This is a genomic window from Oceaniovalibus sp. ACAM 378, assembly GCF_008085915.1.
Classification (GTDB): domain Bacteria; phylum Pseudomonadota; class Alphaproteobacteria; order Rhodobacterales; family Rhodobacteraceae; genus Oceaniglobus.
This window is the reverse complement of record NZ_VSJK01000023.1, coordinates 36,473-63,242: the sequence shown is the minus strand read 5'-3', so window position 1 is coordinate 63,242 and position 26,770 is coordinate 36,473. Positions and strand designations below refer to the sequence as shown.

The 26,770-nt window shown below is 61.8% G+C and carries 26 protein-coding genes; 12 read left to right on the top strand and 14 right to left on the bottom strand.

Going from position 1 to position 26,770, the window contains the following annotated elements; all coding sequences use genetic code 11:
• Window positions 1-446: 446 nt before the first annotated feature.
• Window positions 447-893 carry a hypothetical protein gene (locus tag FQ320_RS22195; RefSeq protein ID WP_148475489.1) on the top strand — a complete coding sequence of 149 codons (447 nt, stop codon included), beginning with the start codon at window positions 447-449 and terminating at the stop codon, window positions 891-893.
• Between the two features lie 343 nt (window positions 894-1,236).
• Here the strand turns inward: FQ320_RS22195 and choV are convergent, their stop codons facing one another.
• Both choV and choW read right to left on the bottom strand, forming a co-directional pair.
• On the bottom strand, window positions 1,237-2,259 hold the full coding sequence (gene choV, locus FQ320_RS22190; protein ID WP_148475488.1) for a choline ABC transporter ATP-binding protein: 1,023 nt from the start codon (window positions 2,257-2,259) through the stop codon (window positions 1,237-1,239).
• Window positions 2,256-3,089, bottom strand: coding sequence for a choline ABC transporter permease subunit (gene choW, locus FQ320_RS22185; RefSeq protein ID WP_148475487.1), 834 nt, complete (start codon window positions 3,087-3,089; stop codon window positions 2,256-2,258). Before choW ends, choV begins: the two co-directional genes overlap by 4 nt.
• Before the next feature lie 168 nt (window positions 3,090-3,257).
• Here choW and FQ320_RS22180 point away from each other — a divergent pair, with 168 nt between their 5' ends.
• The gene (locus FQ320_RS22180; protein ID WP_148475486.1) at window positions 3,258-3,839 is read left to right on the top strand and encodes a cytochrome P460 family protein; all 582 of its coding nucleotides are present in this window, start codon (window positions 3,258-3,260) and stop codon (window positions 3,837-3,839) included.
• A 161-nt stretch (window positions 3,840-4,000) separates the two neighbouring features.
• Here FQ320_RS22180 and thpR read toward each other — a convergent pair whose 3' ends face one another.
• The 3 genes from thpR to choX are packed head-to-tail and all read right to left on the bottom strand — an operon-like array spanning window position 4,001 to window position 5,798.
• Window positions 4,001-4,549, bottom strand: coding sequence for an RNA 2',3'-cyclic phosphodiesterase (gene thpR, locus FQ320_RS22175; RefSeq protein ID WP_148475485.1), 549 nt, complete (start codon window positions 4,547-4,549; stop codon window positions 4,001-4,003).
• On the bottom strand, window positions 4,550-4,864 hold the full coding sequence (locus tag FQ320_RS22170; RefSeq protein ID WP_148475484.1) for a TfoX/Sxy family protein: 315 nt from the start codon (window positions 4,862-4,864) through the stop codon (window positions 4,550-4,552).
• Between the two features lie 7 nt (window positions 4,865-4,871).
• Entirely contained in the window at window positions 4,872-5,798 is a 927-nt protein-coding gene (gene choX, locus FQ320_RS22165; protein ID WP_148475483.1) for a choline ABC transporter substrate-binding protein, read from the bottom strand.
• 77 nt (window positions 5,799-5,875) lie between these two features.
• Between choX and betI the strand changes: the two genes are divergently transcribed.
• The 5 genes from betI to FQ320_RS22140 all read left to right on the top strand — a co-directional run bounded on the left by betI (window position 5,876) and on the right by FQ320_RS22140 (window position 12,118).
• A complete protein-coding gene (gene betI / locus FQ320_RS22160; RefSeq protein ID WP_148475482.1) occupies window positions 5,876-6,448 on the top strand; it encodes a transcriptional regulator BetI in 573 nt (190 codons plus the stop codon).
• Window positions 6,445-8,001, top strand: coding sequence for a choline-sulfatase (betC, locus tag FQ320_RS22155; RefSeq protein ID WP_148475481.1), 1,557 nt, complete (start codon window positions 6,445-6,447; stop codon window positions 7,999-8,001). Before betI ends, betC begins: the two co-directional genes overlap by 4 nt.
• 16 nt (window positions 8,002-8,017) lie before the next feature.
• Window positions 8,018-9,475 carry a betaine-aldehyde dehydrogenase gene (gene betB / locus FQ320_RS22150; protein ID WP_148475480.1) on the top strand — a complete coding sequence of 486 codons (1,458 nt, stop codon included), beginning with the start codon at window positions 8,018-8,020 and terminating at the stop codon, window positions 9,473-9,475.
• Between the two features lie 103 nt (window positions 9,476-9,578).
• A complete protein-coding gene (gene betA, locus FQ320_RS22145; RefSeq protein WP_148475492.1) occupies window positions 9,579-11,237 on the top strand; it encodes a choline dehydrogenase in 1,659 nt (552 codons plus the stop codon).
• A gap of 254 nt (window positions 11,238-11,491) precedes the next feature.
• Window positions 11,492-12,118, top strand: coding sequence for a hypothetical protein (locus FQ320_RS22140; protein ID WP_148475479.1), 627 nt, complete (start codon window positions 11,492-11,494; stop codon window positions 12,116-12,118).
• Window positions 12,119-12,184: 66 nt separating this feature from the next.
• Here FQ320_RS22140 and ilvN read toward each other — a convergent pair whose 3' ends face one another.
• The 6 genes from ilvN to FQ320_RS22110 all read right to left on the bottom strand — a co-directional run bounded on the left by ilvN (window position 12,185) and on the right by FQ320_RS22110 (window position 17,636).
• Window positions 12,185-12,751 (bottom strand): acetolactate synthase small subunit, encoded by a 567-nt coding sequence (gene ilvN, locus FQ320_RS22135; RefSeq protein WP_148475478.1) that lies wholly within the window; start codon window positions 12,749-12,751, stop codon window positions 12,185-12,187.
• Window positions 12,752-12,991: 240 nt separating this feature from the next.
• Window positions 12,992-14,746, bottom strand: a complete 1,755-nt coding sequence (locus FQ320_RS22130) for an acetolactate synthase 3 large subunit (protein ID WP_148475477.1) — start codon at window positions 14,744-14,746, stop codon at window positions 12,992-12,994.
• Between the two features lie 446 nt (window positions 14,747-15,192).
• Window positions 15,193-16,023: an arginyltransferase gene (locus FQ320_RS22125; protein ID WP_148475476.1), complete on the bottom strand. Its 831-nt coding sequence runs from the start codon at window positions 16,021-16,023 to the stop codon at window positions 15,193-15,195.
• An 86-nt stretch (window positions 16,024-16,109) separates the two neighbouring features.
• Window positions 16,110-16,577, bottom strand: coding sequence for an RDD family protein (locus tag FQ320_RS22120; protein ID WP_370513095.1), 468 nt, complete (start codon window positions 16,575-16,577; stop codon window positions 16,110-16,112).
• Window positions 16,578-16,637: 60 nt separating this feature from the next.
• Window positions 16,638-17,054 carry a DUF2852 domain-containing protein gene (locus FQ320_RS22115; protein WP_148475474.1) on the bottom strand — a complete coding sequence of 139 codons (417 nt, stop codon included), beginning with the start codon at window positions 17,052-17,054 and terminating at the stop codon, window positions 16,638-16,640.
• 111 nt (window positions 17,055-17,165) lie between these two features.
• Complete coding sequence (locus FQ320_RS22110; protein WP_148475473.1) at window positions 17,166-17,636, bottom strand: YbaK/EbsC family protein; 471 nt, start codon at window positions 17,634-17,636, stop codon at window positions 17,166-17,168.
• A 94-nt stretch (window positions 17,637-17,730) separates the two neighbouring features.
• Between FQ320_RS22110 and FQ320_RS22105 the strand changes: the two genes are divergently transcribed.
• Window positions 17,731-20,538: a glutamine-synthetase adenylyltransferase gene (locus FQ320_RS22105; RefSeq protein ID WP_255509667.1), complete on the top strand. Its 2,808-nt coding sequence runs from the start codon at window positions 17,731-17,733 to the stop codon at window positions 20,536-20,538.
• A 26-nt stretch (window positions 20,539-20,564) separates the two neighbouring features.
• A complete protein-coding gene (locus tag FQ320_RS22100) occupies window positions 20,565-20,837 on the top strand; it encodes a hypothetical protein (RefSeq protein ID WP_148475472.1) in 273 nt (90 codons plus the stop codon).
• Window positions 20,838-20,913: 76 nt separating this feature from the next.
• Here FQ320_RS22100 and eda read toward each other — a convergent pair whose 3' ends face one another.
• Complete coding sequence (eda, locus tag FQ320_RS22095) at window positions 20,914-21,555, bottom strand: bifunctional 4-hydroxy-2-oxoglutarate aldolase/2-dehydro-3-deoxy-phosphogluconate aldolase (RefSeq protein ID WP_148475471.1); 642 nt, start codon at window positions 21,553-21,555, stop codon at window positions 20,914-20,916.
• A gap of 198 nt (window positions 21,556-21,753) precedes the next feature.
• A complete protein-coding gene (edd, locus tag FQ320_RS22090; protein WP_148475470.1) occupies window positions 21,754-23,559 on the bottom strand; it encodes a phosphogluconate dehydratase in 1,806 nt (601 codons plus the stop codon).
• A gap of 243 nt (window positions 23,560-23,802) precedes the next feature.
• On the opposite strand from edd, the gene FQ320_RS25850 reads away from it, so the two are divergent.
• Genes FQ320_RS25850 through FQ320_RS22080 form a run of 3 tightly spaced genes read left to right on the top strand, consistent with a single transcriptional unit; the run spans window position 23,803 to window position 25,784 of the window.
• Complete coding sequence (locus FQ320_RS25850; RefSeq protein WP_187394033.1) at window positions 23,803-23,973, top strand: RSP_7527 family protein; 171 nt, start codon at window positions 23,803-23,805, stop codon at window positions 23,971-23,973.
• Window positions 23,974-24,018: 45 nt separating this feature from the next.
• Window positions 24,019-25,245 (top strand): RSP_2647 family RNA methyltransferase, encoded by a 1,227-nt coding sequence (locus tag FQ320_RS22085; RefSeq protein WP_148475469.1) that lies wholly within the window; start codon window positions 24,019-24,021, stop codon window positions 25,243-25,245.
• The gene (locus FQ320_RS22080) at window positions 25,242-25,784 is read left to right on the top strand and encodes an RSP_2648 family PIN domain-containing protein (RefSeq protein ID WP_148475468.1); all 543 of its coding nucleotides are present in this window, start codon (window positions 25,242-25,244) and stop codon (window positions 25,782-25,784) included. The genes FQ320_RS22085 and FQ320_RS22080 overlap by 4 nt, the downstream gene beginning before the upstream one ends.
• Before the next feature lie 129 nt (window positions 25,785-25,913).
• On the opposite strand, the gene FQ320_RS22075 is transcribed toward FQ320_RS22080, so the two are convergent.
• Complete coding sequence (locus FQ320_RS22075) at window positions 25,914-26,657, bottom strand: glycoside hydrolase domain-containing protein (RefSeq protein ID WP_187394032.1); 744 nt, start codon at window positions 26,655-26,657, stop codon at window positions 25,914-25,916.
• Window positions 26,658-26,770 lie beyond the last annotated feature (113 nt).

The window sequence follows — 26,770 nt, the reverse complement described above, 5'->3', positions numbered from 1 at the left end:
TGTCCTCTGTCAATCGAGGCAAAATCACCTCGATCAACAGCACACACCCAACATCACAAAACGCGAAACAAATCCCAGCTCAGCACATAGGCAGAAACAAGCGCCCTATCGCGGAGCGATTTAGTGCTCGAGGCCATAGCCGACGCGCGCACCCTGCGCAGCGAGATAAAAAGCTTGATCTGCTGGCCTCCTAAGACGAAGAATCTGGGGAATGTTATTTTAGAGAGGCTGGGCCAGTGATCAGAAGTTTAAGTCTTAGTGCGGTCCTTTCGCTTGTCTGGGTTACGAGCGCATTTTCTGGGGTTTGTGACTATCGGCTCAGCCAGCTGGTCAGTCCCACAGCTGCGACTGCGGCTGTCACAGCAGGTGGCGCTGGGGCATCCGTTGGCCCCGCTACCATGGCTTTGGGGGGGCTTTACTTCTTCCCACACGCAGCCGGCGGGTTGATGTTGGGTTCGACGCTTGCAGGGGCTTCGGGAGCTGGGACCATAGGTATCATCGGAGGCAGTGGATTTGCGGCGAGTGTGCTTGTTGTTCTTACTGCGCCGATCACGTTGCTCATTGCTGCTGGCACGACCATCACGGTTGGCGGGCTGGAAGCCGGCTGTTATTTTGTAGATGAGCGTATCACCGAAGAAGAAGACGTGCATGCTATCTTAAGGCAAGTTGCGGTGACCGCTAATGCGGATTACTTCAAGCTTTTTGACGTGAGCAACGAGGATGCTGCCAGAACGGGGACCGTCAGCCGAGTTCGCATTCCTGAAAAAGACGGGGATTATCAGTTTTACGAAGTAAAAAATCTCTACATCGTGAATGGCGAATTACTGCACCGAGATCGCTTTTTCAACACTTCGCTTGGAAACATTGCGGCCGCGCTGGTTGCACAACCTTAGCTGCCATTCCGGATCCGGAATATCCCGCCTCAGGCTGATGCCTAAATGGGTTTCCAAAAACGACCGCTTTTGGCATTTAATTTCCCACGACGTTGGCGCGCGCATCAGAAATCCTGTCGTTAGCGTAAGCGCGGTGACTTGGTGCATTGCCCGCATCGCTGCGCTTTGCGGCTTGCTGCGATGCATAATGTCAAAACAAATCTATCCGAGTAGTTGAGGGTCCGCCGCGACCAAAAGCCAAGGACGCTGACGACGGCGCCTTCCGGACTCCGCTTTCCCCATCCACTGCAAGGGCGATGTTGCCTACGGCTGCCTGTTCCCACGTCGCGCAAAACACCATGGGTCAGGCGTTCGGGGTGAGGCGGGCCATTAGGCTGGCGGGGGTGATGGTGCCAAGCGCGCCTTCGGGGCCGGTGACTGTGATGTCGCCGGGATCGCCGGCAAGGGCGGGCAGCAGTTCGGCGATCGGTGTGTCGGGGGGGACGCAGCGCGGGGTCGCGGCGGTCAGCGGGCCCATGACATCCTGCGCGGTCAGCACGCCAAGCGGGTTCATATGGGCGACGAATTCGGCGACATAATCGCTCGACGGCGAGTCATAGATGTCGCGCGGGGTGCCAGATTGCACGATCCGCCCGCCCTCCATGATGGCAATGCGGTTGCCCAGCTTGAACGCCTCGTCCAGATCGTGACTGACGAACAGGATCGTGCGGTGAAGCTTTTCCTGAAGCTCGAGGAGTTCGTCTTGCAGCCGCGTGCGGATCAGCGGGTCCAGCGCCGAGAAAGGTTCGTCCATCAGCAGGATCGGCGCTTCGGTTGCAAAGGCGCGGGCCAGACCGACGCGCTGCTGCATACCGCCCGAAAGCTCACCCACCTTGCGATCGGCCCAGTCGGACAGGCCGACCAGCTCCAGTTGCGCATCAACCCTTTCGTGCCGTTCGGCGGGCGGCATCCCACCCAGCTCCAGTCCCAGCCCGACATTGTCGCGCACCGAACGCCAGGGCAGCAGCCCGAACTGTTGAAACACCATGCCGACCGACGACAGGCGCAGGGCGCGCAGGGTCTTTGCATCGGCGTTTGTGACAGATGTCATCGTGCCGCCGTGGCGCAGGGTCACATCGCCCCGGCAGACGGTGTTCAGCCCGTTTACCGCCCGCAGCAGGGTCGATTTGCCTGACCCCGAGAGCCCCATCAGCACAAGGATCTCGCCCGTGTTCACGGTAAGCGAGCAGTCGTGCACGCCAAGGATCTGACCGGTCTGCGCCTGTATTTCGCCGCGCTCCATCCCGGCGTCCATCAACGGCAACGCCTGTTCGGGCCGGTCGCCAAAGACGATGCTGACCCGGTCGAAAACAATCGCGGGGGTCATCGGCTGCGCACCTTCAGCATCCGGTCCAGCATGATCGCGACGACGACGATGACAAAGCCGCTCTCGAACCCCAGCGCGGCGTTTACCTGATTCAGCGCGCGCACCACAGGCACACCCAGCCCGTCCGCCCCGACCAGCGCCGCGATCACCACCATCGACAGGGACAGCATGATCGTCTGGTTCAGCCCTGCCATGATCTGCGGCAGGGCCGAGGGCAGTTCAACCTTCCACAGCAGTTGTCGCGGGGTGGCACCGAAGGCCTGCGCCGCCTCGGTCAGCGGTTTCGGCGTCGACACCACTCCGAGATAGGTCAGCCGGATCGGCGCGGGCAGCACGAACACCACCGTCGCCAGCAGCCCCGGCACCATGCCGATGCCGAAAAACACGATGGCCGGGATCAGATAGACGAAGGTCGGCAGGGTCTGCATCAGATCGAGCACCGGGCGCATTCCGGCATAAAGCCGGGGCCGGTGTGCGGCGGCTATACCGATCGGCACGCCCACGCCCATGCAGACCACACAGGCTGACAGGACCAGCGTCAGGCTTTCGGTTGTTTCTTCCCAGTACCCCTGATTGAGGATGAACAGGAAACCCAGCGCCACCAGCAGGCAGGTTTTCCAATCCCGTTGCAGCACCCATGTCAGCGTGACGAACAGCGCAACGATCAACAGGGCGGGCGGCGTCTGAAATGCCCACAGGATGCCGTCGATTCCGGCCTCCAGAACATCGGACAGCCCATCAAAGAACCACGCGCCGTTGTCCTGCAACCAATCGAACAAAAGACGCGCCGTATCGCCCACCGGAATCTTTCTGTCCGTCAGCCAGTTCATGCGCACCCTCCCGTGTCGGAGCACAACATGGCGGGCGGGAGGCGGAATGGAAAGGGGTGTGTGCGGGACGGTGCTGTGTTTCAGGCCGTCACGTCATTGTGCGAAATCGTCAGGTGTTTTTTCCTCGCGACAGTTTACGCAGGTATCAGACACATTGGGAGAGACATGATGAACAATTCGACCCTTTTCGCTGCGCTGACCTGCCTTGCGGCGGGACTGGCCACCGGTGCCGCCGCACAGGACTGCACGGCCGTAGGCGACGCCTATGACCTGGACGAAGCGGCGGTCAACGCGCTTTATGCCTGTATCGAGCGCCAGATGGCACAGAGCTATGCAGCCGAAGGCGATGCCGTGGGCGTGGCCTATCGCGATTGGACCGTCTCTTCCACAAGACCTGCCGTGGCCGGCGCCCATGACGAAAGGTTTCTTCAGACCTTTGCCAATGATATCGCCGCGCCGGAATATCTGAAGTTCGACGAAGAACGCGGACCGATGCCGGTCGGATCGGTGCTGGCCAAGGAAAGTTTCGCGCTGAAAGACGGCAAGGCAAAGATCGGGCCGCTGTTCATCATGACCAAACTGGACGAGGGCGGTGCCCCCGATGCGGGCAACTGGCGCTATGACGCGCTGCAACCCAACGGCAAGGTGATGAAGATCTCGCAGAGTTTCTGTGCCGATTGCCACCTTGGCTGGGATTACCGCGACAGTCTTGCCTATCCGCTGGAAGAGGTGCGTCTGGGGGCCGAGTGACGGCGCAGCCATGGGTTTCGATCTGGGTTAGGTGATCGTTCAGGATTTGCGGGTAAACCGTGCCTATGTGGCTTGCCATGAGTGGGCACGGAATTCCGGCACTCTGTCTCTGCGCGGGCGATTTTAGTGATCGCTTCTGCGCAGGTGGCGGTATCTGATGATCAAAGCTCCAGCGCCCCATACCGTTCCAGAAGGTCGTATCGCGGTCCGTCAGCACTCAGCGTGGATTGATACAGCGACAGGGACGGGGCGGTGAAGGCGGGCCATGTCCAGTCGCCATGGGCGGACAGGAACCGCCCGACGCGGGCCGTATCGTCGGGGGCCATACGTGCTGCAAACCGGGCCAGCGTCACATGGGGCACGAACCGGCGGCGGGGCAGGGCGATGCCGGCCCTCCTCACGTGGCGGGTGACGGCGGACTGAAGGTCGCTCAAAGCCGCGCCGCCCTCCACCCGCACATGGACCGACCGGGGATGTTCACTGCCGAACACGTCGACACCGCGAAGTGTCAACTGCGGCAGCGGGCGGGTCGTCATCTCAAGTCGCATGTGCAACTCTTCCAGAGCGTGGAGCGGGGCGTCCTCGATGAACGCCAGCGTCAGATGCATGTCGTCTGACGCGACGTGCCGCCCGGTGTGCAACCGTCCGGCAAGCGCATCCAAGCCATCAGCCACGTCATCGGGCAGGTCCAGAGCGACAAAAACCCGCATTCAGCGTTTCGCTGGCTTGGCCAATGCATCGGTCGTGGTGCGGATTAGCCGCGACAGCCACTCGCCGTCTTCGATCCGGTCCTCGGGGATGGCAAGGCTGGGCTTTGCGCCATCATAGGCCGGTTCTAGTGGCAGATCGGGCGCGGATGTGCGCCCGGCCTTGGTGACCTTCACGAACAACCGGTCGTTGCAGATGACGCCGATGAACGTGTCGTCGCAATATACTCCGTATTGGCCGAACATGGCGCGGGTGCGGATCCTGCCCGCCCCGGCCATCTGTCCGGCGATCCGGGCGACGTTTGAGTGTTGTGTCATCAGCAGACTACAGCCCCAGTTCGGTGCGCACAGCGGCTTCGCCGGGTGCGCCATCCTTGGTGGTGACGCCATCCAGCCAGTCGGCCAGAACGTCCGCATTTGCCGTCAGCCACTCGGTCGCGGCATCGCGCGGCGCCTTGCCGTCGTTCAGGATGCCGCCCATGATCGCGTTCTCCATCTCAAGGCTGAAGACAAGGTTGTTCAGCAGCGCGCCAACATTGGGACAGGTGTCGGTGAACCCTGCGGTGACATTGGTGTAAACGGTTGCACCGCCCAGATTGGGGCCGAAGAAATCGTCGCCGCCAGTCAGGTATTCCATTTCCAACGCGGCGTTCATCGGATGCGGCTCCCATCCCAGAAACACGACAGGTTCGTCGCGGCGAGTGGCACGGGCGACCTGTGCCAGCATCCCCTGTTCCGAGCTTTCCGCAACCTCGAAACCAGACAGATCGAACGCGCCGCCCTTGATCATGTCGATGATCAGGCGGTTGCCGTCGTTGCCCGGTTCGATCCCGTAAATTTTGCCGTCCAGCGCCTCCTTGTGGGCGGCGATGTCGGCAAACCCGACGATACCCAGATCGGCCGCCGCCTTGTTCACCGCCAGCGTGTATTTCGCGCCCTCAAGGTTGGCGCGCAGGGTTTCGACGGTGCCCTCCTCGCGATAGGGGGCGATATCGGCCTCCATCGTCGGCATCCAGTTGCCAAGGAAAACATCGATGTCCCCCTGCGCCATCGAAGTATAGGTGACCGGAACGCTCAGCACCTTGGTGTCGGTGTCGTATCCCAGCGCCTCAAGAACCACGGTCGTCGCGGCAGTGGTCGCGGTGATGTCGGTCCAGCCCACATCGGCAAATCTGACAGTGTCGCAGTCGGCCAGCGCCGTACCGGCGGTGGCGGCCAATGCAAGGGCGGAAATGGCGGATCTGAGAAGCATGAGGATCTCCCGTTTATAATTGATTGACGCGTCAGTCAAAAACCAACTAGCCTTTGTAGCATTCGAATGGAGCCCCGATGCCGAAGCTTGGAATGGAGCCTATCAGGCGCGACGCGCTGGTTAAAGCGACGATCTCAGAGATCGGGCGCACCGGTTCGCTGGGCGTGACGGTGGCGCAGATCGCACGCCGCGCGGGCATGTCCACGGCATTGGCGCATCACTATTTCGGCGGTAAGGACAGGATATTTCTGGCGGCGATGCGCCATATCCTGACGCTATACAGTGCCTCGGTGCGTGGTGCGCTTGTCGGATCTGTCGACCCGCGCGAACGGTTGGAACGGATTGTGCGCGCCAGTTTCGAGCCCGGTAATTTCCGGGCCGAGGTGATCGGCGCATGGCTGACTTTCTATGTCCAGGCTCAGACGGTGCCCGATGCCGAACGCCTGTTGCATGTGTATCAGCGGCGGTTGCGCTCGAACCTGATGCACGAGTTGCGCGCGCTGACCGATGATCCGGCTCCGCTGGCCGATCTGATCGGCGCGTTGATCGACGGGCTGTATATCCGCGCGGCACTGGGGCAGGGGGCCACGGGAAAAGACGCCGCGGATACCGTTCTGGATGTTCTAGATCGTATGTTGGGTCCGAAATGACCCCGGGTGCAGATGTCCTTGCCAAAGAAACGCCGCCCAACATCCTGATCTTCATGGTCGATCAGCTGACCGGCACATTGTTCGAGGATGGCCCGGCAGACTGGTTGCATGCGCCGAACCTGAAACGGCTGGCGGCGCGATCAGTTCGATTCTCCAACGCCTATTGCGCCTCACCCCTGTGCGGGCCGTCACGTGCATCCTTCATGACGGGGCTGCTGCCTTCGGCCACGGGGGGTTATGACAACGCGGCGGCCTTTCCCAGCGACATGCCGACTTTCGCCCATCATCTGCGAGGTGCAGGGTATCAGACCTGTCTGGCGGGCAAGATGCACTTTGTTGGTCCCGATCAGTTGCACGGTTACGAAGAGCGTCTAACGACCGACATCTATCCCGCCGATTTCGGATGGACGCCCGATTATTGCAAACCCGGTGAACGGATCGACTGGTGGTATCACAACATGGCCTCGGTCACCGGCGCGGGGGTGGCCGAAATCACCAACCAGTTGGAATACGACGACGAGGTGGCCCATCACGCCACGCAAAAGATCCACGACCTCGGTCGCGCCAAAGACCCGCGCCCATGGAGCCTGACGGTCAGTTTCACCCATCCGCACGATCCCTATGTGGCGCGGCAGAAATACTGGGACCTGTACGAGGATTGCGAACACCTTCTGCCCCGGGTGCCTGCGTTGGACTATTCTGACCATGACCCCCATTCAAAGCGGATCCTCGACGCCAACGACTGGCATAAATACGACATTTCAGAGGATGACATCAGACGGTCACGCCGCGCCTATTTCGCGAATCTCTCCTATCTCGACGACAAGGTCGGGCAGGTGCTGGCGGCGCTTGAAGGCACCGGGCAAGACGCCGCGATCCTGTTCGTGGCGGATCACGGCGATATGCTGGGCGAGCGCGGTTTGTGGTTCAAGATGACGTTTCGCGAAGGATCGGCCCGGGTGCCGCTGATGATCGCCGCACCGGGATTGGCCCCCGCGCGGATCGACACGCCAGTCTCACTGCTCGATATCTGTCCGACGCTCTGCGACCTCGCGCAAATCGATCTGGCGGGGGTGACCCCATGGACTGAAGGTCAGTCGTTGCTGCCGCTGGCCCGGGGTGTGGCGCGCACCGAACCCGTCGCGATGGAATATGCCGCTGAAGGTTCACATTCGCCGCTGGTTGCCCTGCGCGACGGGCGATGGAAATACATCAAATGCACCATCGATCCGGAACAACTGTTCGATCTCGAAACCGACCCGGACGAATTGACCAACCTGGCGGACAACCCGACCCATGCTGCAACGCTTGAGCGATTTCGCCGCATGGCCGCCACCCGCTGGGATCTTGAGCGTTTCGACGCCGCGGTCCGTGCCAGCCAGACCCGCCGCCGGTTGGTTTACGAGGCGCTGCGCCAAGGCACCTATACCGCCTGGGACCATCAGCCTGTTCAGACCGCCGCGAACCGATACATGCGCAACCACATGGACCTGAATACGGTTGAGAGCACCGCAAGGGTGCCGAAAATCGACCGACCCCCGGTTTCTCCTTGAAGAAAATACTCAAAAAATGACACCATCAGCCCAGCCCGCCGCAAGCCATTTTATCGATGGCGCCCCCGCCGAAGATACCTGTGGCGCTCAGATCGATTGCATTTATCCGGCAACTGGCGAAAAAATTGCCAGTGTTCATGCTGCAACACCTGCCATTATCGAACAAGCGCTGGCTGCTGCCGTCCGGGCCGGGGCTGATTGGGCGGCAATGACCGGCACCGAACGTGGCCGCATCCTGCGCCGGGCTGCTGATCTGATGCGTGCGCGAAATCACGATCTTTCGGTTCTGGAAACGCTGGATACGGGCAAGCCCTATTCCGAAACTTCGGTCGCTGATGCCACTTCGGCGGCGGATGCTCTGGAATATTTTGGCGGGCTGGCCGGTTCACTGACTGGCGAACATATCCAGCTGGGTCAGGATTGGGTCTATACAAGGCGCGAACCGCTGGGGGTCTGCGTTGGGATCGGGGCGTGGAACTATCCGACCCAGATCGCCTGCTGGAAGGCGGCACCGGCGCTGGCCTGCGGCAATACGATGGTGTTCAAACCCTCCGAGACGACACCGCTTGGCGCGCTGAAGGTGGCCGAAATCCTGACCGAGGCGGGTGCGCCCCCCGGGGTGTTCAACGTGGTGCAGGGGCGCGGCGATGTCGGGGCCGCGCTGGTTGGTGATCCGCGGGTCGCCAAAGTGTCGCTGACCGGATCGGTGGCAACCGGGCGGCGGGTGGCATCATTGGCCGCCGAAGGGATGAAGCACGTCACGCTGGAGCTTGGCGGCAAGTCGCCGTTGCTGGTCTTTGACGATGCCGATCTTGAAGACGCGGTGTCGGGCGCGATCCTTGGGAACTTCTATTCCTCAGGGCAGGTCTGTTCCAACGGCGCGCGGGTGTTTGTGCAATCGGGAATCCGCGCGGCGTTTCTTGACCGGCTGGCCGAGCGGTTGAAAGGCGTGGTCATGGGGGATCCGCTGGACCCTTCTGTGAACTTTGGTCCGATGGTCAGCGAACGGCAGATGGAGATCGTTCTGGGCTTTATCGCTCAGGGCAAGACCGAGGGCGCGCGGCTGATCGCCGGTGGTGGGCGCGCGGATCGGCCGGGGTATTTCGTGCAACCCACGGTGTTTGCTGGCGTGACCGACGAGATGACCATCGCACGCGAAGAGATTTTTGGGCCGGTCCTGTCGGTGCTGGAATTCGCCACCGAAGCCGAGGCGGTGCGCCGCGCCAATGCCACGCCCTATGGGTTGGCCGCCGGAGTATTCACCCGCGATCTGACCCGGGCGCACCGGGTGGCGGCAGCGTTTCAGGCGGGGACGTGCTATATCAATACCTATAACCTGGCCCCGGTCGAGGCGCCGTTCGGAGGAACGAAACTGTCGGGGGTGGGGCGCGAGAATTCAAAAGCGGCGATCGACCACTATTCACAACTGAAATCCGTCTATGTCGCCATGGGCCGGGTCGAGGCACCGTTTTGACTGAGCGTCCGGCCGACGCTCCTTGGTCCCTTGCGGGCCCGCTTCGCGAAGAGGGACGTCAGGACCGATGAGCGTTCCGATGGGCACCCTGCGCTCAGACACGATGCGGGCCGATTATGTCATTATAGGTGCCGGCAGCGCCGGATGTGCCATCGCATACCGGTTGGCCGAGGCTGGCAAATCCGTCATAGTTATCGAACATGGCGGCAGCGATGCGGGGCCGTTCATCCAGATGCCCGGTGCTCTGTCCTTTCCCATGAACATGCCGCGTTATGACTGGGGCTTTCGCTCTGAACCAGAACTACATTTGAACAATCGTCGCATCGCGACCCCGCGTGGCAAGGTGATCGGCGGTTCCAGCAGTATCAACGGCATGGTTTACGTGCGCGGCCATGCCCGTGATTTCGACACCTGGGCCGATATGGGCGCGACGGGCTGGAGCTTTGCCGATGTCCTGCCCTATTTCAAACGGATGGAGACGTGGCACGATGGTGGCCATGGCGGCGATCCGGCATGGCGCGGCTCGGACGGTCCGCTGCATGTGTCGCGGGGCGCGCGCGACAATCTTCTGACCCGGGCCTTTGTCGAGGCCGGACATCAGGCCGGTTACCCGGTGACCGGTGATTATAATGGTCCGCAACAAGAGGGCTTTGGCCCGATGGAAGCGACGATCTGGCGTGGGCGGCGCTGGTCGGCGGCCAATGCCTATCTGAGACCCGCCCTGAAACGCCGCAACTGCACCATGATCCATGGTTTCGCCCGCCGCATCGTGATCGAGAACAACCGCGCCACGGGGGTCGAAATTGCCCGGCGCGGGCGGCTAAAGACCATCTCTGCAACGGCCGAGGTGATCGTCGCGGCATCATCCATCAATTCGCCAAAGCTCTTGATGCTGTCGGGCATCGGCCCGGCCACCCATCTGGAGAACCACGGAATCGATGTGATTGCGGACCGTTCGGGCGTTGGTCAGAACCTTCAGGATCATCTGGAGATCTATGTTCAGATGTCCGCGATCCAGCCGGTTTCGCTGTTTCGCTATTGGAACCTGCCGGGAAAAGCCTATGTCGGCGCGCGCTGGTTGTTCAACGGCACCGGACCGGGGGCCAGCAATCAGTTTGAAAGCGCAGGGTTCATCCGCTCGGCTGCGGGTATCGAGTATCCGGACATACAGTATCATTTCCTGCCGCTCGCCGTCCGGTATGACGGTCAGGTGGCGGCGGGGGGGCACGGATTTCAGGCGCATGTTGGGCCGATGCGGTCACGCGCCCGCGGGGCGGTGACCCTGAACAGTGCCGATCCGATGGTGCCCCCCGCGATCCGCTTCAACTATATGTCGCATCCCGAAGATTGGGCCGAGTTCCGAACCTGCATTCGGCTGACCCGTGAGATCTTTGCCCAGCCGGCCTTTGCCCCCTTTGCGGGTCACGAAATCCAACCGGGCGCGCAGGTCGAAACCGACGAGGAACTGAACGCTGCGATCCGCGATCATGTGGAAAGCGCCTTTCACCCCTGCGGCACCTGCCGGATGGGAAGAGCGGACGATCCGGGCGCGGTGGTCGATCCGCAGTGCCGGGTGATCGGCGTTGACAACCTGCGTCTTGCCGACAGTTCGGTGTTCCCCCAGATAACCAACGGGAACCTGAATGCGCCGTCGATCATGGTGGGCGAAAAGGCGGCGGATCACATTCTTGGCCGCACGCCACTGTCGCCTGAAATCACCGAACCCTGGATCAACCCCGCTTGGCGCACTGCGCAGCGATAAGGATGGCGCGCTCTCAAACGCATGCAGTCCTGTCTGATCTCGATCATCCTGACATCGGTTAATCGGTTGATAACGGTGGCCTCGCGTCCCTTGTGGGGCGGGGTCAACCCGTTGTTCACGGCTCACGTCAAGAGATCACCAGATTGCGACCACACGATTCTGTGAACAAAACAAAAAGGAACGAAGCGACCGGCAGCGCATTGTTAATCCAACGGCGCAATGACGCGCCACCTGAACGATCGAGGAGTTTATTTATGAAACGCATCGCAATCACCGCCGCCGCCACCGCGCTTTCCGCCACTGCTCTTTTCGCCGCAACCGACATTGGGATGCTTGACACGGACGGAGACAATTTTGTTTCCAAGACCGAATTGATGACAGCATTCCCCGAGTTCGACGCGTCGTTCTTCGACGAGATTGACGCAAACCGCGACAACCGTCTCAGTGCCGCCGAGCTGGAAACCGCCGGAGCCCAGACAATTCTGTCGCGTTATGGCGCAGAGGCTCAGTCGAACATGCCCGCCGAGGCAGGTGCAAGCGGCTTTGAAAGCTATGCCGAAATGGCCGCAATGTATCCGGCCATGACGCAGATCGATTTTGATGAGATCGACGAGAACAACGATGGCCGGCTCAGCGCCGCCGAGTTGCAGACGCCCATGGGCAACGAGATTATCGCGCGGATCGATGTGACAACCACGGTTCCGGGTGTCGGGTCCATGGACACAGATGGGGACAACTTCGTGAGCTTCGAAGAGCTGCAAGTTGTCTATCCAAAGGTGCCGCAGCTTGAGTTCGACAGTGTCGATGCCAACACTGACGGTCGTCTCGACTCCGAAGAGCTTTCCGGTGCCGATGCACAGGCAATGCTGAACAGATACTGATCCTACGGGACTGGTTCAAAGGCCGTCGGCATTTTGCCGGCGGCCTTTCTTGTTTCAGCGGTCCGGTCAGACCACGCCGCCGCGCCCCAATGCCGCTACGCCGGTCCGCGCCACTTCGAGAAGCCCGAGGGGGCGCATCAGTTCGGCGAAAGCATCGACTTTTTCGGGCGTGCCAGTGACCTCGAACACAAAACTTTCCAGCGTCGAGTCGACGACATTGGCGCGAAAAATGTCGGCCAGCCGCAGCGCCTCGACCCGCTGATCGCCTTTACCGCCGACCTTGAACAGCGCCAGCTCCCGCTCGACGGTGGGGCCTTCCACCGTCAGGTCGTGAACCTCGTGAACCGGGATGATACGACCCAGCTGCGCCTTGATTTGCTCGATCACCGACGGAGTGCCCGAGGTAACGATGGTGATCCGCGAGCGATGACCGAGATGATCGAATTCGGCCACTGTCAGGCTATCGATATTGTATCCGCGCCCGGAAAACAGCCCGATCACCCGCGCCAGAACACCGGCTTCGTTGTCGACGACCACGGCCAGAGTGTGGCTTTCGATGACGGTCGAATTCGGATCGCGCAGGTCATAGGCAGAATGGCGCGACGTGCCTTTTTTGATTTTTAGGGCCGACATGAGTTGTCCGTTTCTTGATCAGAAGAGGTGGGCAGCGATTATCCAGATTTCCGGTCGAAGGTATTGCAGCCGAAAACGAGGGACCAGCAAGCCGCCCAGTTCAGGAATGTCAGAGCGAAAGCCGGTTCGATAGAGAGTCTCTTCTGTCCCATATGAACGCTATGAATGGGGAAAGAAGATAGCTCGTGATGCGGGTCCAGCCTTTGTTTATATTCCACAACAGAACGAATTTTCCATCCTTCACACCATCACGGCACCCTTGGTCCCGATTGCGTCCTTGGTCGAAGCCGCGCCCAGCAGCATCTTGTTGTGCGCCTCGCCCGATGGGATCATCGGAAAGCAGTTTTCGTGCTTTTCCACCAGACAGTCGAAAATCACCGGTCCGGGATATTCGAGCATCTCGATGATCGCATCATCCAGCGATGCCGGATCCGAGCATCGAATACCCTTGGCGCCAAACGCTTCCGCCAGCTTGACGAAATCGGGCAGGGATTCGGACCAGGAGTGTGAATACCGCTCGCCATGGAGCAATTCCTGCCACTGGCGCACCATGCCCAGACGTTCGTTGTTCATGATGAACTGTTTCACAGGCAGCCGAAATTGCATCGCGGTGCCCATTTCCTGCATGTTCATCAGCCACGACGCCTCGCCCGCGACATTGATGACCAGAGCGTCGGGGTGGGCCATCTGCACACCAATCGACGCCGGAAAACCGTATCCCATGGTGCCAAGCCCGCCGGATGTCATCCAGCGGTTCGGGTCATTGAAGTTCAGGTATTGCGCCGCCCACATCTGATGCTGGCCGACCTCGGTGGTGATATAGCGGTCGTGATCCTTGGTCAGTTCCTCAAGCCTGCTCAGCGCATATTGCGGTTTGATCACCGCGCCCTTTTGGGTGAACTTCAGGCAATCAATCGCCCGCCAGTCGTCAATCTTTTTCCACCACTTCGCCAGACCTTCGTGCTGCAGCTTCGCACCCTTGGCTTTCCACGCGGCAATCAGCGCTTCAAGTACATGGGCGACATCCCCGATGATCGGCATGTCGACGCGGATCACCTTGTTGATCGAACTTGGGTCGATATCGATATGTGCTTTTTTCGAGCCCGGGCTGAAATCTTGCACACGCCCGGTGATCCGGTCATCGAACCGCGCACCGATGTTGATCATCAGGTCGCAGCCGTGCATCGCCAGATTCGCCTCATACCGCCCGTGCATCCCCAACATGCCCAGCCACTGTTTGCCCGAGGCGGGATAGGCGCCCAGACCCATCAGGGTGCTGGTCACCGGAAAGCCGGTCAGTTCGGCAAGTTCGCGCAGCAGTTCAGTGGCCCGGTCGCCCGAGTTGATGACGCCGCCGCCGGTGTACAGGATCGGGCGCTCGGCCCGCCCGATCGCATCGGCCAGTTCAGCAATGATCTCGGCGTCGCCGTGCATGCGCGGCTGATAGTGGCGCATATTCACCTTGTCCTTGGTGGTATAAGTGCCGTTGGCGAACTGCACGTCCTTGGGAATATCGACCAGAACGGGGCCGGGGCGGCCGGATTTGGCGACATGGAACGCCTCGTGAATCACGCCCGACAGCAGATCGGTTTCCTTGACCAGCCAGTTGTGTTTCGTGCAGGGGCGGGTGATGCCGACGGTATCGGCCTCTTGAAAGGCGTCGTTGCCGATCATGAAGGTCGGCACCTGACCGGTCAGCACGACAATCGGAATTGAATCCATCAACGCGTCGGTCAGGCCGGTCACCGCATTTGTCGCTCCGGGGCCGGATGTGACAAGGCAAACGCCGGGTTTACCCGTCGACCGTGCATAGCCCTCGGCGGCATGGACGGCGGCCTGCTCATGGCGCACCAGAACATGGCGGATCTGATTCTGCTGGAAAATTTCATCATAAATCGGCAGAACCGCGCCGCCCGGATATCCGAACACGACATCGACACCCTGATCGATCAGCGCCTGAACCACCATCCGCGCACCGGTCATCGACTTCTTCATCGTCTTTCTCCGTCTGTTGCGCCGGGGCGAAGCCATTGGCGCATAAAAAAACCCCCGAGAGTGCTCTGGGGGCGCGTGGGTTACCCCGAGGGTGTCCGTTACCGGCCCATGCACCAATTTTTCGCGTATACAAGATAGTCGCGCATGCAACCGGCCCCTGTCCAAGTGGAGCGACACTACGGCTGGTATTTAGGGGCGTCAACCGCGAATGGCATGAAAATATGTCGCAGGACTGCTGAATCTTGTATTTTTATTGCTGAGTTTCGGGATTGGTGGCAACTTTAGAGACGTTCTGCATCGGTTTAAGGCCATTGGCCGTCTGGGCAGGACATTGCCGCGATTTTGATCGAAGCGGGGCGTCGAAATCGAACGCCAAATCCCGGCCACCGGGCGATTTTGGGCCCATATCAAGCCTGATGTCGGCAATGTCTGGTCAAGACACCGGATCAACCGGTCGGACAACTGTCGGGCAAGTGGATTTGCGCCACCTGTTCGGCGATTGGATCCGTAGAAAGCGGGTGTAGTTCGCTTGAGTATCCATCGGGATCGCCAATCGGCTGCCACGCCCCGCCGACATAAACCTCGACCCCGGTAAACTTGGCCTTGTACCCCATCTTGGGGCTGCCGGGCACCCAATACCCAAGATAGACATAGGGCAGACCGGCGTCTTGCGCGATCTTGATATGGTCGAGGATGACATGGGTTCCCAGACTTTCGGACGGCATGTCCGGGTCGTAAAACGAATAAACCATCGACAGCCCGTCGGCCAGAACATCGGTCAGGCAGACCGCCGCAAGCTCGGTTGGTCGCCCGTCGGCTCTGGTGCGGGAATATTCGACCACGCGGCTGCGAATCGGAGTTTCCTCGATCATCGCGGCAAACTCAAAGATATCCATGTCGGCCATACCGCCGGTCGCATGACGGCTGTCAAGATAACGGCGGAACAGTTCGAATTGATCTTCGGTGGCCCAGGCCGAATTGGCCGAGCGTTTCAGATTCGCATTGCGTTTGAGAAGCCTTTTTTGCGTCCGCCCGGGCCGGAATGCGGCAACGTTCACCCGGGCCGACATACAGGCCGAACACTCGGCGCAGGAGGGGCGGTACAGCACGTTCTGCGACCGGCGGAATCCCTGTTGCGACAGGGAGTCGTTGAGCTTTTCCGCATGTTCGCCCTGAAGGGCAGTGAACAGCTTACGTTCCATCCTCCCGTCCAGATATGGGCAGGGTTGTGGTGCCGTCACATAGAATTGCGGCGCGATGGGCAGTGTGTGGCGCATGATATCTGGCAGAATGATCGAATGCTTCGGTTGGATACAGCCTAGCAACCCATCACTGCGTCGCCAAGCCCTTTGGTGAAAACCCGTTAGCTGGCGCGGTTGATCGCCGCGCTGCCCATCACATGGTCGCTCAGACCCTGTTTGCGACCCGTGGTCAGCATCAGCACGATCGAAATGATCTGCAACGGAAACATCGCCATCGACACGGCAAATCCCAAGGTGTGCAAGAACGCGGCGGGCAGATCGAACAGAGTGCCGCGCGCCGTGCGGAATTCGATGTTCATCAGGCGCATTCCGGGCGTTGCCGACCAGTTGGCGATCGTCACCACGCGGTAACAAAAGCTGATCACCATGAACAGCGGCGGCAGGAAAAACAAACCGACGAACAGCGTGAATGGCAAGGTCAGCAGCGTCAGCAGGCCAACCAGCAGGATATCGACAAGCCATGCCAGAAACCGCTTGGTCGGCACATCGTCAAAGAATGCGGCGTCGGTGTCCGGATCGGGCAGGCCCCAGTCTCCGGTGCGGGCGGGATCGGTAAAGCTCATCTTGATATCCTCTCGCGAATGGAAAGCCGCCCCCAGGGTGCGGGGGCGGGCAGATCGTGCCGGCGATCAGGTTTCGATCGGCGCGGTGTCATGGGGCTCGGTCCGCTTGGCGCGGTCGTCCATGAACTGGTCGAATTCGGACTTGTCCTTGGATTCACGCAGACGCTGAAGAAAGTCCTGAAACGCCTGTTGTTCGTCTTCGAGCCGGCGCAGGGTCTCGGCCTTATAGGCGTCGAATGCAGTGTTGCCGGACGTGTTGAAGTTCATGCCACGCGCGCGGTTGCGCACTTTGGAACAGGATTTGTTGAACATGCGCTTACTCCAGATCATATAGGCCAGAAGGGCAAGGCCGACAGGCCAGAAAAAGATGAACCCGATAACCATCACGGCGATCCAGGCACCCTTGCCGCGGTCATCCAACCAGGCTTCGGTGCGCGCCAGCCATGACGGGCGGGTGACGGTGTTATAGGCAAAAGTGCTCATTGGGTCTCCGTCCTCTTGTTGGTTCAATGTGAATGTCGTTCACATTACCAAAATTGGCGTTGCCGGCCCGACTTTCAAGGGCCTATGTGAAGTCGATTTACATTATTTGCTTCAGGCCGTGAAATCAGCCACTTGCGCGCCTGTAATCCGCAAAAGATCGGCGGGGGCGATGGGAAATATGTGTCGTGGAGTGCCGGCAGCGGCCCAGATTTCCGGAAAATCCGTCAGGCGCGGATCGAAAAAAGCCCGGATTGGCGACAGATGGCCCAGAGGTGAAACGCCACCGATGGCAAAACCGGTTTGCGTGCGGATCAGACCTGCATCCGCCTTGCCAAGCGGCGCGTCCGCCAGGTTGGCCGCCTTGTCCGGAGCCACCTGATTGCCGCCAGCGGTTACAAACAACACAGCCCGGTCGCAGGATTCATCGCGGAAAATGATCGATTTGGCGATCTGGTCGATGTCGCAACCCGCCGCAGCCGCCGCTTGCGCCGCAGTGCGGGTGTCGGCGGCCATCTCCTGTATCCGGATATCAAGCCCGGCGGCCTGCAGTGCAGCCTTGACCCGATTGACGCTTTTGCTCATCTCGCCCCCTCCTGTTCGCGGGCAGGGTGATCCAGCCTTGTGATGTTCGCAAGCCCGCCCTTGGCCTTCGCGCACTCTTGACCTTGACCCGCCCATGGCAGACCGTTGGGCAATGACATTCGCCGCACGCCTGACCCGCAGTCCCCGCCCATTCGAGCCCGAGCGTGCGGCTGAAGGTGTCGCGCCCTTCGCCGACCTTGCGCCCGAGCTTCGCACATTGCTGACCGGCGCGGCCGGATGCAGCCCGTTCCTGAAATCGCTGATGGAGCGTGAGGCCGATTGGCTGCACGACGTCCTGACCGGTGATCCAGAGGCGAGTTTCGACGGCGTGATGGCCGACGTTGTCGCGCTGGAGGATACGGCGCTCGCGCCCGGTCTGCGCCTTGCCAAGGGGCGGGTGGCCTTGCTCAGCGGGTTGGCCGATCTTGGCGGGGTCTGGACGTTGGAACAGGTCACCGGCGCGCTGACCCGGTTTGCCGATCTGGCGGTCGATCGCGCGATGAAGGCCAGCGTTAGGGCGCAGTGGGCACGGGGCAGGCTGCCCGGTGTGGACGAGGCCGATCTGGCCGATGCGGGCGGGTTGTTTGCGCTGGCCATGGGCAAGATGGGCGCGTTCGAGCTGAATTATTCGTCCGACATTGATCTGATCTGCCTGATCGACGAATCGCGATTTGATCCCGAAGATTTTCCCATGGTGCGCCCGGGTTTCGTGCGCGCGACCAAGGCGATGGCGGGACTGCTGTCGAACAACACCGCCGATGGTTATGTCTTTCGCACCGATCTGCGCCTGCGCCCCGATCCCGCGGTGACGCCTGTCGCGCTGAGCATGGAGGCGGCAGAACGTTATTATGAAAGTCTGGGCCGCACATGGGAACGGGCGGCCCATGTCAAGGCGCGCCCCTGTGCCGGAGATATCGCGGCGGGCGACAAGTATCTGGGCCACCTGCGCCCCTTTGTCTGGCGTCGCCATCTGGATTTCGCGGCGATTCAGGATGCCCACGACATGCGCCTGCGAATCCGCGAACATCGGGGCCTGCATGGGCCTGTGGTGCTGGAGGGGCATGACCTGAAACTGGGGCGCGGCGGCATCCGCGAGATCGAATTCTTCACCCAGACCCGGCAGATCATTGCCGGTGGCCGTGATCCTTCCCTCAGGGTGCGCGGTACGGTCGAAGGTCTTGAGAAACTTGTGGCGGCGGGCTGGGTCGAATCCGATGTCGCGGGTCAGTTGACGGTGGATTACCGCGCCCACCGCGAGGTCGAGCACCGGATACAGATGGTCGCCGATGCGCAGACCCACGATCTACCGCAGACCGATCGGGGCTTTGCGCGACTGGCCGCGATGATGGACCGCGACGTCGCTGATCTGCGGGCCGGGTTGTCGGGGCGGCTGATCCGGGTGGCGCGCCTGACCGAGGATTTCTTCGCCCCCGCGAACCCGGCAATTCCGGCACCCGATCTGACCCCGGAACAGGAAGACGTGGTGCGCGGCTGGCGGGGGTATCCGGCGCTTCGCTCGGCCCGGGCGCAGGAAATTTTCAGCCGCATCTGCCCGGCCCTTTTATCACGTCTTGCCGAAAGCCGCGCCCCCGACCGCGCGCTGACCCATCTTGACGGATTCCTGCGGGGTCTGCCCGCCGGAGTACAGGTGTTTTCGCTGTTCGAGGCGAATCCGCAACTGATCGATCTCGTGATCGATATTGTCGATACGGCGCCGGAACTGGCCGCCTATCTGGCGCGCAATGCAGGGGTGTTCGACGCGGTCATTGCCGGCAGCTTTTTCTCCGATTGGCCCGGACCAGAGTGGCTTGAGACTGATCTGACCCAACGACTGGAAGACGGCGATGATTACGAGGCGCGACTGGACCTTTTGCGCGCATGGGCGAAGGAATGGAAATTCCGGATCGGCGTGCATCATCTGCGCGGATTGATCGACGGGGCGGAGTCCGGTGCGCAATACGCCGATGTGGCCGAGGCGGTTCTGACCGCGGTCTGGCCCTTGGTTGTTGACGAATTCGCGCGCAAGCACGGCCCGCCACCGGGGCGCGGGGCAATGGTGATGGGCATGGGGTCGCTCGGTGCGCGGCGGCTGAATGCGGCGTCCGATCTGGACCTGATCGTGATTTATGATCCGGGCGAAGACGAAACCTCGAACGGGCCGCGCCCCTTGGCGGCGCGGCCTTATTTCGCGCGGCTGACGCAGGCGCTGGTCACCGCCCTTTCGGTGCCCATGGCGGAAGGTCAGCTTTATGAGGTCGACATGCGGTTGCGGCCATCCGGGCGGCAGGGTCCGGTGGCGACGTCGCTGGCCTCGTATCGCAACTATCAGCAGACCGAGGCGTGGACCTGGGAACATCTGGCGCTGACCCGCTCGCGTCCGATGGTCGGTGCGCCCGACCTGTGTGCCGAGGTTGAAGCTTTCCGCCGTTCGGTTTTGGCCGGGCCGCGCGATGCTGCGGCGGTTCGCAAAGACACCGCCACAATGCGCGCGCGACTGGCGGCGGCGAAATCATCGGGCGGGCCGCTGGATCTGCGGCGTGGCGCGGGATATTTGCAGGATATCGAACTGGCGGTGTCGGCGCTGGCGCTGTTGTCAGGCACCGATGTGCAGGCGATCGGCGCGCAACTGGACGCGGCGGTAAAGGCGGGGAAGATCGAGGCGGCGGCGGCGGATGTCCTGCGCGGTGCCGATACTCTGATGTGGTCGTTGCATTCCGCCTGTCGCCTGCTCAGTCCCGGACCGCTGGACCCGAATGATCTGGGCGCGGGCGGGGTTCAGTTGCTGTTGCGGGTCTCGGGGGCGGGCGATCTGGAAGAAATGCAGCGGATACTGGCGAAAAACGCCGAACATGCGGCCCAATGTGTCGCAGACGTGCTTGGCAAGGGTGAGCCGGAGGATTAACCCGGACCAAACAGTCGGAGCACGCCATGGACAATGCCACGACCGACCCAAAAGGTCTGATCCGCGAAAGTTACCGGATCGAAGGGATAACCCCCGAGGAATGCCGTTCGGTGTTTCTTGACTGGGCCTTGTCGCTCCCCGAAGACTGGACAGCGGCGCGGGCGATACCTGCATTGCTCGCGCTCTATGAACAGACAAACCCCGGGCATCCGATGAATACGGTTCTGCGCGCGGGTCTGGCCGATCTGCCGGTGCCGAAACGGCGCGGCGGCCGGGCCGGAAAGTTCGGCGACGCCTGAGACTGTGCGCCAGCCAAACCGCGCCTTCAGGGTTGCGACGTCCTGAGTCCGGACGTCGCAATCAGGGCTGATTAGTTCAGCCGGTCAGGCCAGCAGCTTCGCGGGCCAGAGTTTCGATCCCCTGCCAATCGCCAGCGGCGACCATGTTTGCAGGGGCGACCCAGCTGCCGCCGACGCACAGCGTGTTGGACAGGGCAAGATAGTCGCGCGCGTTCTTCAGGCTGACACCGCCTGTGGGGCAGAACTTCACCTGCGGAATCGGTGCTCCGATGGCCTTGAGAGCGGGGACGCCGCCATTCGCTTCGGCCGGAAAGAACTTTTGTGTGGTATAGCCGCGCTCCAGCAGCGCCATCGCCTCGGACGCTGTGGCGGCCCCGGGCAGCAGCGGCAGGCCCGCCTCTTCGCAGGCATCCATCAGCCGGGCCGTTGCGCCGGGCGAAACTCCGAACTTGGCGCCGGCATCGACGGCGGCCTGAACATCGGCGGGGGTGAGCAGGGTGCCTGCGCCGACAATGCCGCCCTGTACCTTCGCCATCTCACGGATCGCGTCCAGCGCGGCCGGGGTGCGCAATGTCACTTCAAGCGCGGGCAAACCGCCACGTACCAGTGCGGCTGCAAGTTCTTGCGCCGTTGCAGCATCGTCGATCACCAGCACCGGAATAACGGGGGCCAGACGGCAGATTTCGGCAGCTTTGGCCGAGGCGGCTTCGGGGGTCATGGGCATGGTCCTGTTTGTTCGACACCGGGATACCCCAAGTGGCCGCGCCCTGTCCACAACGGCAAGGGCAGAGATGGGAGTGTGATTGTCATATGGGGCTTTGAATCGTCATTCGATTGATGTAAGTCGTCGGGCAGGGTCGATCTGCCAAGGCGGTGCAGGGGGCGTTTCCGGTGCCTTGGCAGACGACAGGCGCGGTCAGACGACCACGCCGGCCCCGTCGCTGGCCAGACCGACGTTCTGGCGGAACACCTCGAACAGCTCGCGTCCGATGCCGTGGCTGTTGCCACTCAGATCCACCATAATCGCTTCGCGGCTGTCCAGATCGACATTCAGCACATCCAGCGTGCCGCTGGTGGCATCGACCCGCACCACATCGCCTTCGCGCAACCGTGCCAGCGGGCCGCCCATCGCCGCCTCGGGCGAAACATGGATCGCCGATGGCACCTTGCCTGATGCGCCGGACATGCGCCCGTCAGTGACAAGCGCAACCTTCAGCCCCCGGTCTTGCAACACCGCCAGCGTGGGCGTCAGGGAATGGAGTTCCGGCATTCCATTGGCACGTGGCCCCTGAAACCGCACGACGATCACGGTGTCAGTGGTAAATTCGCCGTTTTTGAAAGCCGTCTTGACGTCGTTCTGGTCGTGGAAGATCCGGCAGGGCGCCTCGATCACATGGCGTTCGGCGGCGACAGCCGACACTTTCATCACGCCACGCCCCAGATTGCCCTGAAGATCCTGCAAACCGCCATGTTTCTGGAACGGGTCGGACACCGGGCGCAGAATCCTGTCGTTCAGGCTGTCCTTCGGGCCGTCGCGATACTGGAACGCGCCGTCACTCAGCGATGGTTCGCGCGCGTAATGGTCCAGACCCTCACCCGCCACTGTTTTGACATCCGGATGCAACAGTCCCGCGTCAATCAGTTGCCCGATCATATAGCCAAGCCCCCCCGCCGCATGGAAATGGTTCACATCGGCCAACCCATTGGGATAGACCTTGGCCAGCAGCGGCACCGCCTGAGACAGTTCGGCAAAATCCGACAGGTCAAGCAGGATACCGGCAGCACGCGCCATGGCGGGCAGGTGGATGATCAGGTTGGTCGATCCGCCCGTCGCCATCAGCCCGACCATGCCGTTGACGAAAGCCTTTTCGTCCAGAATGTCACAGACCGGGGTGTAATTGTTGCCCAGTGCGGTGATCGCGGCGGCGCGGCGCACCGCCTCGTCGGTCAGGGCATCGCGCAGGGGCGTGCCGGGGTTGACGAAAGACGCGCCGGGCAGGTGCAGGCCCATGAACTCCATCAGCATCTGGTTGCTGTTCGCGGTGCCGTAAAAGGTGCAGGTGCCCGGCCCGTGATAGCTGGCCATTTCGGCCGCCATCAGCGCGTCGCGCCCGACTTCGCCGGTGGCAAACTGCTGCCGCACCTTGGCCTTTTCATCATTCGGCAGTCCGCTGGTCATCGGTCCGGCGGGCACGAATATGCCGGGGATAAACCCGAAGGTTGCGGCACCGATCACCAGTCCCGGCACGATCTTGTCACAGACGCCCAGATACAGGGCCGCGTCAAACGTGTTGTGCGACAGGGACACACCAGCGGCCAGCGCGATCACGTCGCGGCTGAACAGCGACAACTCCATGCCGGGCTGGCCTTGGGTGACGCCGTCGCACATGGCTGGCACACCGCCGGCCACCTGTGCCGTGGCGCCAACGGTGCGCGCGGCGGCGCGAATCCGGTCGGGGAAAGTCTCATAGGGCTGATGCGCCGAAAGCATGTCGTTATAGGCCGTGACGATTCCGATGTTGGGTGCCCGTGCTGCTGCCAGCGCGTCCTTGTCATTTTCCATCGCGGCATAGGCATGGGCCTGATTGCCACAGGTCAGATGGGCGCGGCGGGGCCCGTCTTCGGCAGCGCGACACATCCGGTCGAGATAGATTTCGCGGCTGGCGCTGCTGCGTTCCACGATCCGGTCGGTCACGCGGGTGATGGTGGGATCAATCGTCATGGCGCTGCTGCTCCTTTCGGGGGTTCTGTCCGGGGTCTGGCAGTGCGCACCCGGTTGAATCGACCCCTGTGTAGCATTTCAGTTTAGCGCTAACAACAGCGGTGATGCGGGGCGGACAGGCGGGGAGGCGCCGATCAGCATGCGTCGGCTGCATGGCGGAGTTGCAGCACTGTCGGTGGTGGCCGCCCGGTCCGAGGCATAGGTACCCCTCGCAGAACAAAATCACCCTTGAGGACTGAGTAAATGACCGCCTATAAAATCACCCCGTACGACGCCATTGACGTGCAGGACATCGAACGCCGCGCCCGCCTGATGCGCGCCGAGGCCACCCGCGACGGCGTCCGTGCGCTGCGCGTCTGGATCGCCGCCCGGTTTGCCGCGCTTACGCCACGTCGCACCGTCCACGGCGCCTGAGCGACGCCTCTTCCGGCGGACCGGCAAAGCAGTTAGAGGGGGGGGATGGATCAGACACCCCCCCCCCACGACTCCGCCCCGGTTCGTCCGGTTGTTCGCCTGCGTCCGAAATCCGATGCCCGCGCCATACGTCGCGGCGCGCCATGGGTTTTCGACAACGAGCTGGTCATTGACCGGCGCACAGGCAATCTGCCGCCCGGCACCATCGCGACCCTTGAGGATGCAGAGCGCACCCCCCTTGGCACTGTCGCGGTAAACCCCCTGTCAAAGATCGTTTGCCGCATGCTGGACCGTGATCCGGATGCCGTGATCGATTCCGCGTGGCTGACTGCCCGTCTGGAACAGGCGCTGAGCCACCGCGCCCGACTGTATCCCGAACCCTTCTATCGCCTGATTCACGCCGAGGCCGACGGCCTGCCTGGCGTGGTGATCGACCGTTTCGGCGATGTGGCCGTAATTCAACCAAATGCCGCCTGGGCGGATGTGATGCTTGAACCGCTGGTCGACGCCCTGATTCGGGTGACGGGTGTGACCACTGTGGTCAAGAACGCCACCGGACGCGCGCGCACGCTTGAAGGACTGGACGAAGAAACCTGCCTGCTGCGCGGCACTGTCGACGGTCCGGTTCCGGTGGTGATGAACGGCGCGACCTATATGGCCGATGTGCTGGGCGGACAGAAAACCGGGTTGTTCCTCGATCAGCGTCCGAATCACACTTTCGTCGCTGCGCTGTCGAAAGACGCGCGGATGCTGGACATGTTCAGTCACGTTGGCGGCTTTGCCCTTGCGGCGCTGGCCGGGGGGGGCGCGGCGCATGTGCTGGCCGTCGACGGTTCGGCCCCGGCTCTGGAGCTGGCAACGGCTGGCGCCGTAGCCAGCGGAGTTGCCGACCGGTTTGAAACCCGGCGCGGCGATGCCTTTGACGTTCTGGCCGCACTGGCCGAAGAGGGTGCGCGTTTCGACGTGGTCGTCTGTGACCCGCCTGCCTTTGCACCAAACAAACCGGCACTTGAGGCCGGTTTGCGCGCCTATGAACGGATCGCGCGGCTGGGTGCGGTTCTGGTCGAGCCGGGCGGATATCTGGTGCTCTGTTCCTGTTCACACGCCGTCGATCTGTCGCGGTTTCGCGGTTCCTGTCTTTCGGGCATCGGACGGGCAGGGCGCCGGGCGCAGTTGATCCACACCGGATTTGCCGGGGCCGATCACCCGCAACTGCCGCAACTGGCCGAAAGCGGCTACCTCAAGGTGTTGGTGTTCCGGCTGGTGGCGTGAAGGTCACACTGGACGCCTGCGTCCTGTATCCCACGGTCCTGCGCGAGGTTCTTTTGGGCTGTGCACAACAGGGGCTGTTCAGGCCCCTGTGGTCGCCCCGGATCCTCGAAGAATGGGCCCGGGCGACGATCAAGCTGGGCCCGGGGGCGGAAACTGTGGCGCGGGGCGAAATCGCCGTGCTGACCGCCCGCTGGCCCGAGGCATCGGTATTGCCCCGCGACGGCGATCTGCGGCGATTGCACCTGCCCGACAAGGACGATGTGCATGTTCTGGCCAGCGCGATTGCCGGGTCGGCAGATGCCATCGTGACCTTCAACGCCCGAGATTTTCCGCGCCACCTGCTGGCCGACGAAGGTCTGTTGCGGATTGATCCTGACCGGTTCTTGCTGGATCTGTTCACGGCTGCCCCCGATCTGGTGCGCAGCGCCACCGGCGCAGTGCACGAAAAGGCAGAGCGTCTGGCGGGCGAAACGTTTGATCTGCGCGCCCTGTTGAAACGCGCAACACTGCCGCGTCTGGGAAAGGCATTGACCGCCTGATTGCGGCACGACCGGTTATCTGAGATTTTTACGGCGGTGAAAGCCATCCGTCGGCAATGTCCGGGCAGGTGCAAGAAACGCCTGCCCAGAACCGCACCCAGCCGCGTGATCCGTTCCGGTCCGATCGGCCTATTGCGGCATCCATTGGCCAAAAGCGGTGACGCCCTCATTCACCTTGTTGAAATCCACCGGACGCCCGCCGCAGGTGCCGTGCAGGAACTGTTCGATGTCGAAGGCACCGGCCGACAATGCCTCGGGCGTGCCGGTAAAGCCGTGGCTGTGCGACAGCCAGCAGAACCCCGCCAACCCTTCGCCGATCAGCGTGAAACAGGTTTCGCCCGAGCCATAGACCCCCACGGGATAGGAAACACCGGCGGCGTCGAACGTGCGGTTCACCTCTTCGAAATAGCCAAGGACGTCATCGGTGTGGAAAATCGCGCCATTGCCGACGAAATCGCCATCGACGCCGAAATAGATCGCGCCATTGTCCGGCTGGCCGAATTGCGCGGCCAGCTTCAATGCCTCGCGCGCATCGGCCGGGCCGCGGTTTTTCCAGTCGACGAATGTTTCGGCCAGGTTGTTGTTGTGCTGGAACACCACCACCAGTGACATGCCATAGGATGCGATCAGCGGCAGTTCTTCGGCCCGCAAACGCTTGCCGGTGATCGTCTCATCCTCATAGTCAAAGTAGCGCCCGATGGTGGTCACCCCGATTTCGCGCATCTTGTCGAGAAATTCCGGCGTCACGATCTGCGATGTATCGACCATGTCGACCCCACTGGCCGCGCGGCAGAAATCATCGGATTTCTGCGCCGCCGAATGGGCAGGCATCGCGGCGGAGATCACACACAAGGCAAGGAGTGGCGCGCGCATCGGAACCTCGATTGGTGGATTTCGGGCGGATTGCGGATCGTTCAGACCCATGATGCAACGTCGCGTGTCAACGGCCAACCCCCCGATTGTATCGCAGCGGGGTTGACCGGACG

What these genes read in the sequence shown, in the direction of transcription:
- FQ320_RS22140 (WP_148475479.1), top strand. Translation starts at nt 11,492, where the DNA reads ATGAAACGCATCGCAATCACCGCCGCCGCCACCGCGCTTTCCGCCACT.
- FQ320_RS22125 (WP_148475476.1), bottom strand. Translation starts at nt 16,023, where the DNA reads ATGCGCCACACACTGCCCATCGCGCCGCAATTCTATGTGACGGCACCA.
- thpR (WP_148475485.1), bottom strand. Translation starts at nt 4,549, where the DNA reads ATGCGGGTTTTTGTCGCTCTGGACCTGCCCGATGACGTGGCTGATGGC.
- FQ320_RS22075 (WP_187394032.1), bottom strand. Translation starts at nt 26,657, where the DNA reads ATGCGCGCGCCACTCCTTGCCTTGTGTGTGATCTCCGCCGCGATGCCT.
- FQ320_RS22115 (WP_148475474.1), bottom strand. Translation starts at nt 17,054, where the DNA reads ATGAGCACTTTTGCCTATAACACCGTCACCCGCCCGTCATGGCTGGCG.
- ilvN (WP_148475478.1), bottom strand. Translation starts at nt 12,751, where the DNA reads ATGTCGGCCCTAAAAATCAAAAAAGGCACGTCGCGCCATTCTGCCTAT.
- betC (WP_148475481.1), top strand. Translation starts at nt 6,445, where the DNA reads ATGACCCCGGGTGCAGATGTCCTTGCCAAAGAAACGCCGCCCAACATC.
- FQ320_RS22085 (WP_148475469.1), top strand. Translation starts at nt 24,019, where the DNA reads ATGGATCAGACACCCCCCCCCCACGACTCCGCCCCGGTTCGTCCGGTT.
- FQ320_RS22130 (WP_148475477.1), bottom strand. Translation starts at nt 14,746, where the DNA reads ATGAAGAAGTCGATGACCGGTGCGCGGATGGTGGTTCAGGCGCTGATC.
- FQ320_RS22180 (WP_148475486.1), top strand. Translation starts at nt 3,258, where the DNA reads ATGAACAATTCGACCCTTTTCGCTGCGCTGACCTGCCTTGCGGCGGGA.
- FQ320_RS22110 (WP_148475473.1), bottom strand. Translation starts at nt 17,636, where the DNA reads ATGAGCAAAAGCGTCAATCGGGTCAAGGCTGCACTGCAGGCCGCCGGG.
- edd (WP_148475470.1), bottom strand. Translation starts at nt 23,559, where the DNA reads ATGACGATTGATCCCACCATCACCCGCGTGACCGACCGGATCGTGGAA.
- FQ320_RS22170 (WP_148475484.1), bottom strand. Translation starts at nt 4,864, where the DNA reads ATGACACAACACTCAAACGTCGCCCGGATCGCCGGACAGATGGCCGGG.
- betI (WP_148475482.1), top strand. Translation starts at nt 5,876, where the DNA reads ATGCCGAAGCTTGGAATGGAGCCTATCAGGCGCGACGCGCTGGTTAAA.
- FQ320_RS22105 (WP_255509667.1), top strand. Translation starts at nt 17,731, where the DNA reads ATGGCAGACCGTTGGGCAATGACATTCGCCGCACGCCTGACCCGCAGT.
- betA (WP_148475492.1), top strand. Translation starts at nt 9,579, where the DNA reads ATGCGGGCCGATTATGTCATTATAGGTGCCGGCAGCGCCGGATGTGCC.
- FQ320_RS22195 (WP_148475489.1), top strand. Translation starts at nt 447, where the DNA reads ATGTTGGGTTCGACGCTTGCAGGGGCTTCGGGAGCTGGGACCATAGGT.
- FQ320_RS25850 (WP_187394033.1), top strand. Translation starts at nt 23,803, where the DNA reads ATGACCGCCTATAAAATCACCCCGTACGACGCCATTGACGTGCAGGAC.
- choW (WP_148475487.1), bottom strand. Translation starts at nt 3,089, where the DNA reads ATGAACTGGCTGACGGACAGAAAGATTCCGGTGGGCGATACGGCGCGT.
- FQ320_RS22100 (WP_148475472.1), top strand. Translation starts at nt 20,565, where the DNA reads ATGGACAATGCCACGACCGACCCAAAAGGTCTGATCCGCGAAAGTTAC.
- betB (WP_148475480.1), top strand. Translation starts at nt 8,018, where the DNA reads ATGACACCATCAGCCCAGCCCGCCGCAAGCCATTTTATCGATGGCGCC.
- choV (WP_148475488.1), bottom strand. Translation starts at nt 2,259, where the DNA reads ATGACCCCCGCGATTGTTTTCGACCGGGTCAGCATCGTCTTTGGCGAC.
- choX (WP_148475483.1), bottom strand. Translation starts at nt 5,798, where the DNA reads ATGCTTCTCAGATCCGCCATTTCCGCCCTTGCATTGGCCGCCACCGCC.
- eda (WP_148475471.1), bottom strand. Translation starts at nt 21,555, where the DNA reads ATGACCCCCGAAGCCGCCTCGGCCAAAGCTGCCGAAATCTGCCGTCTG.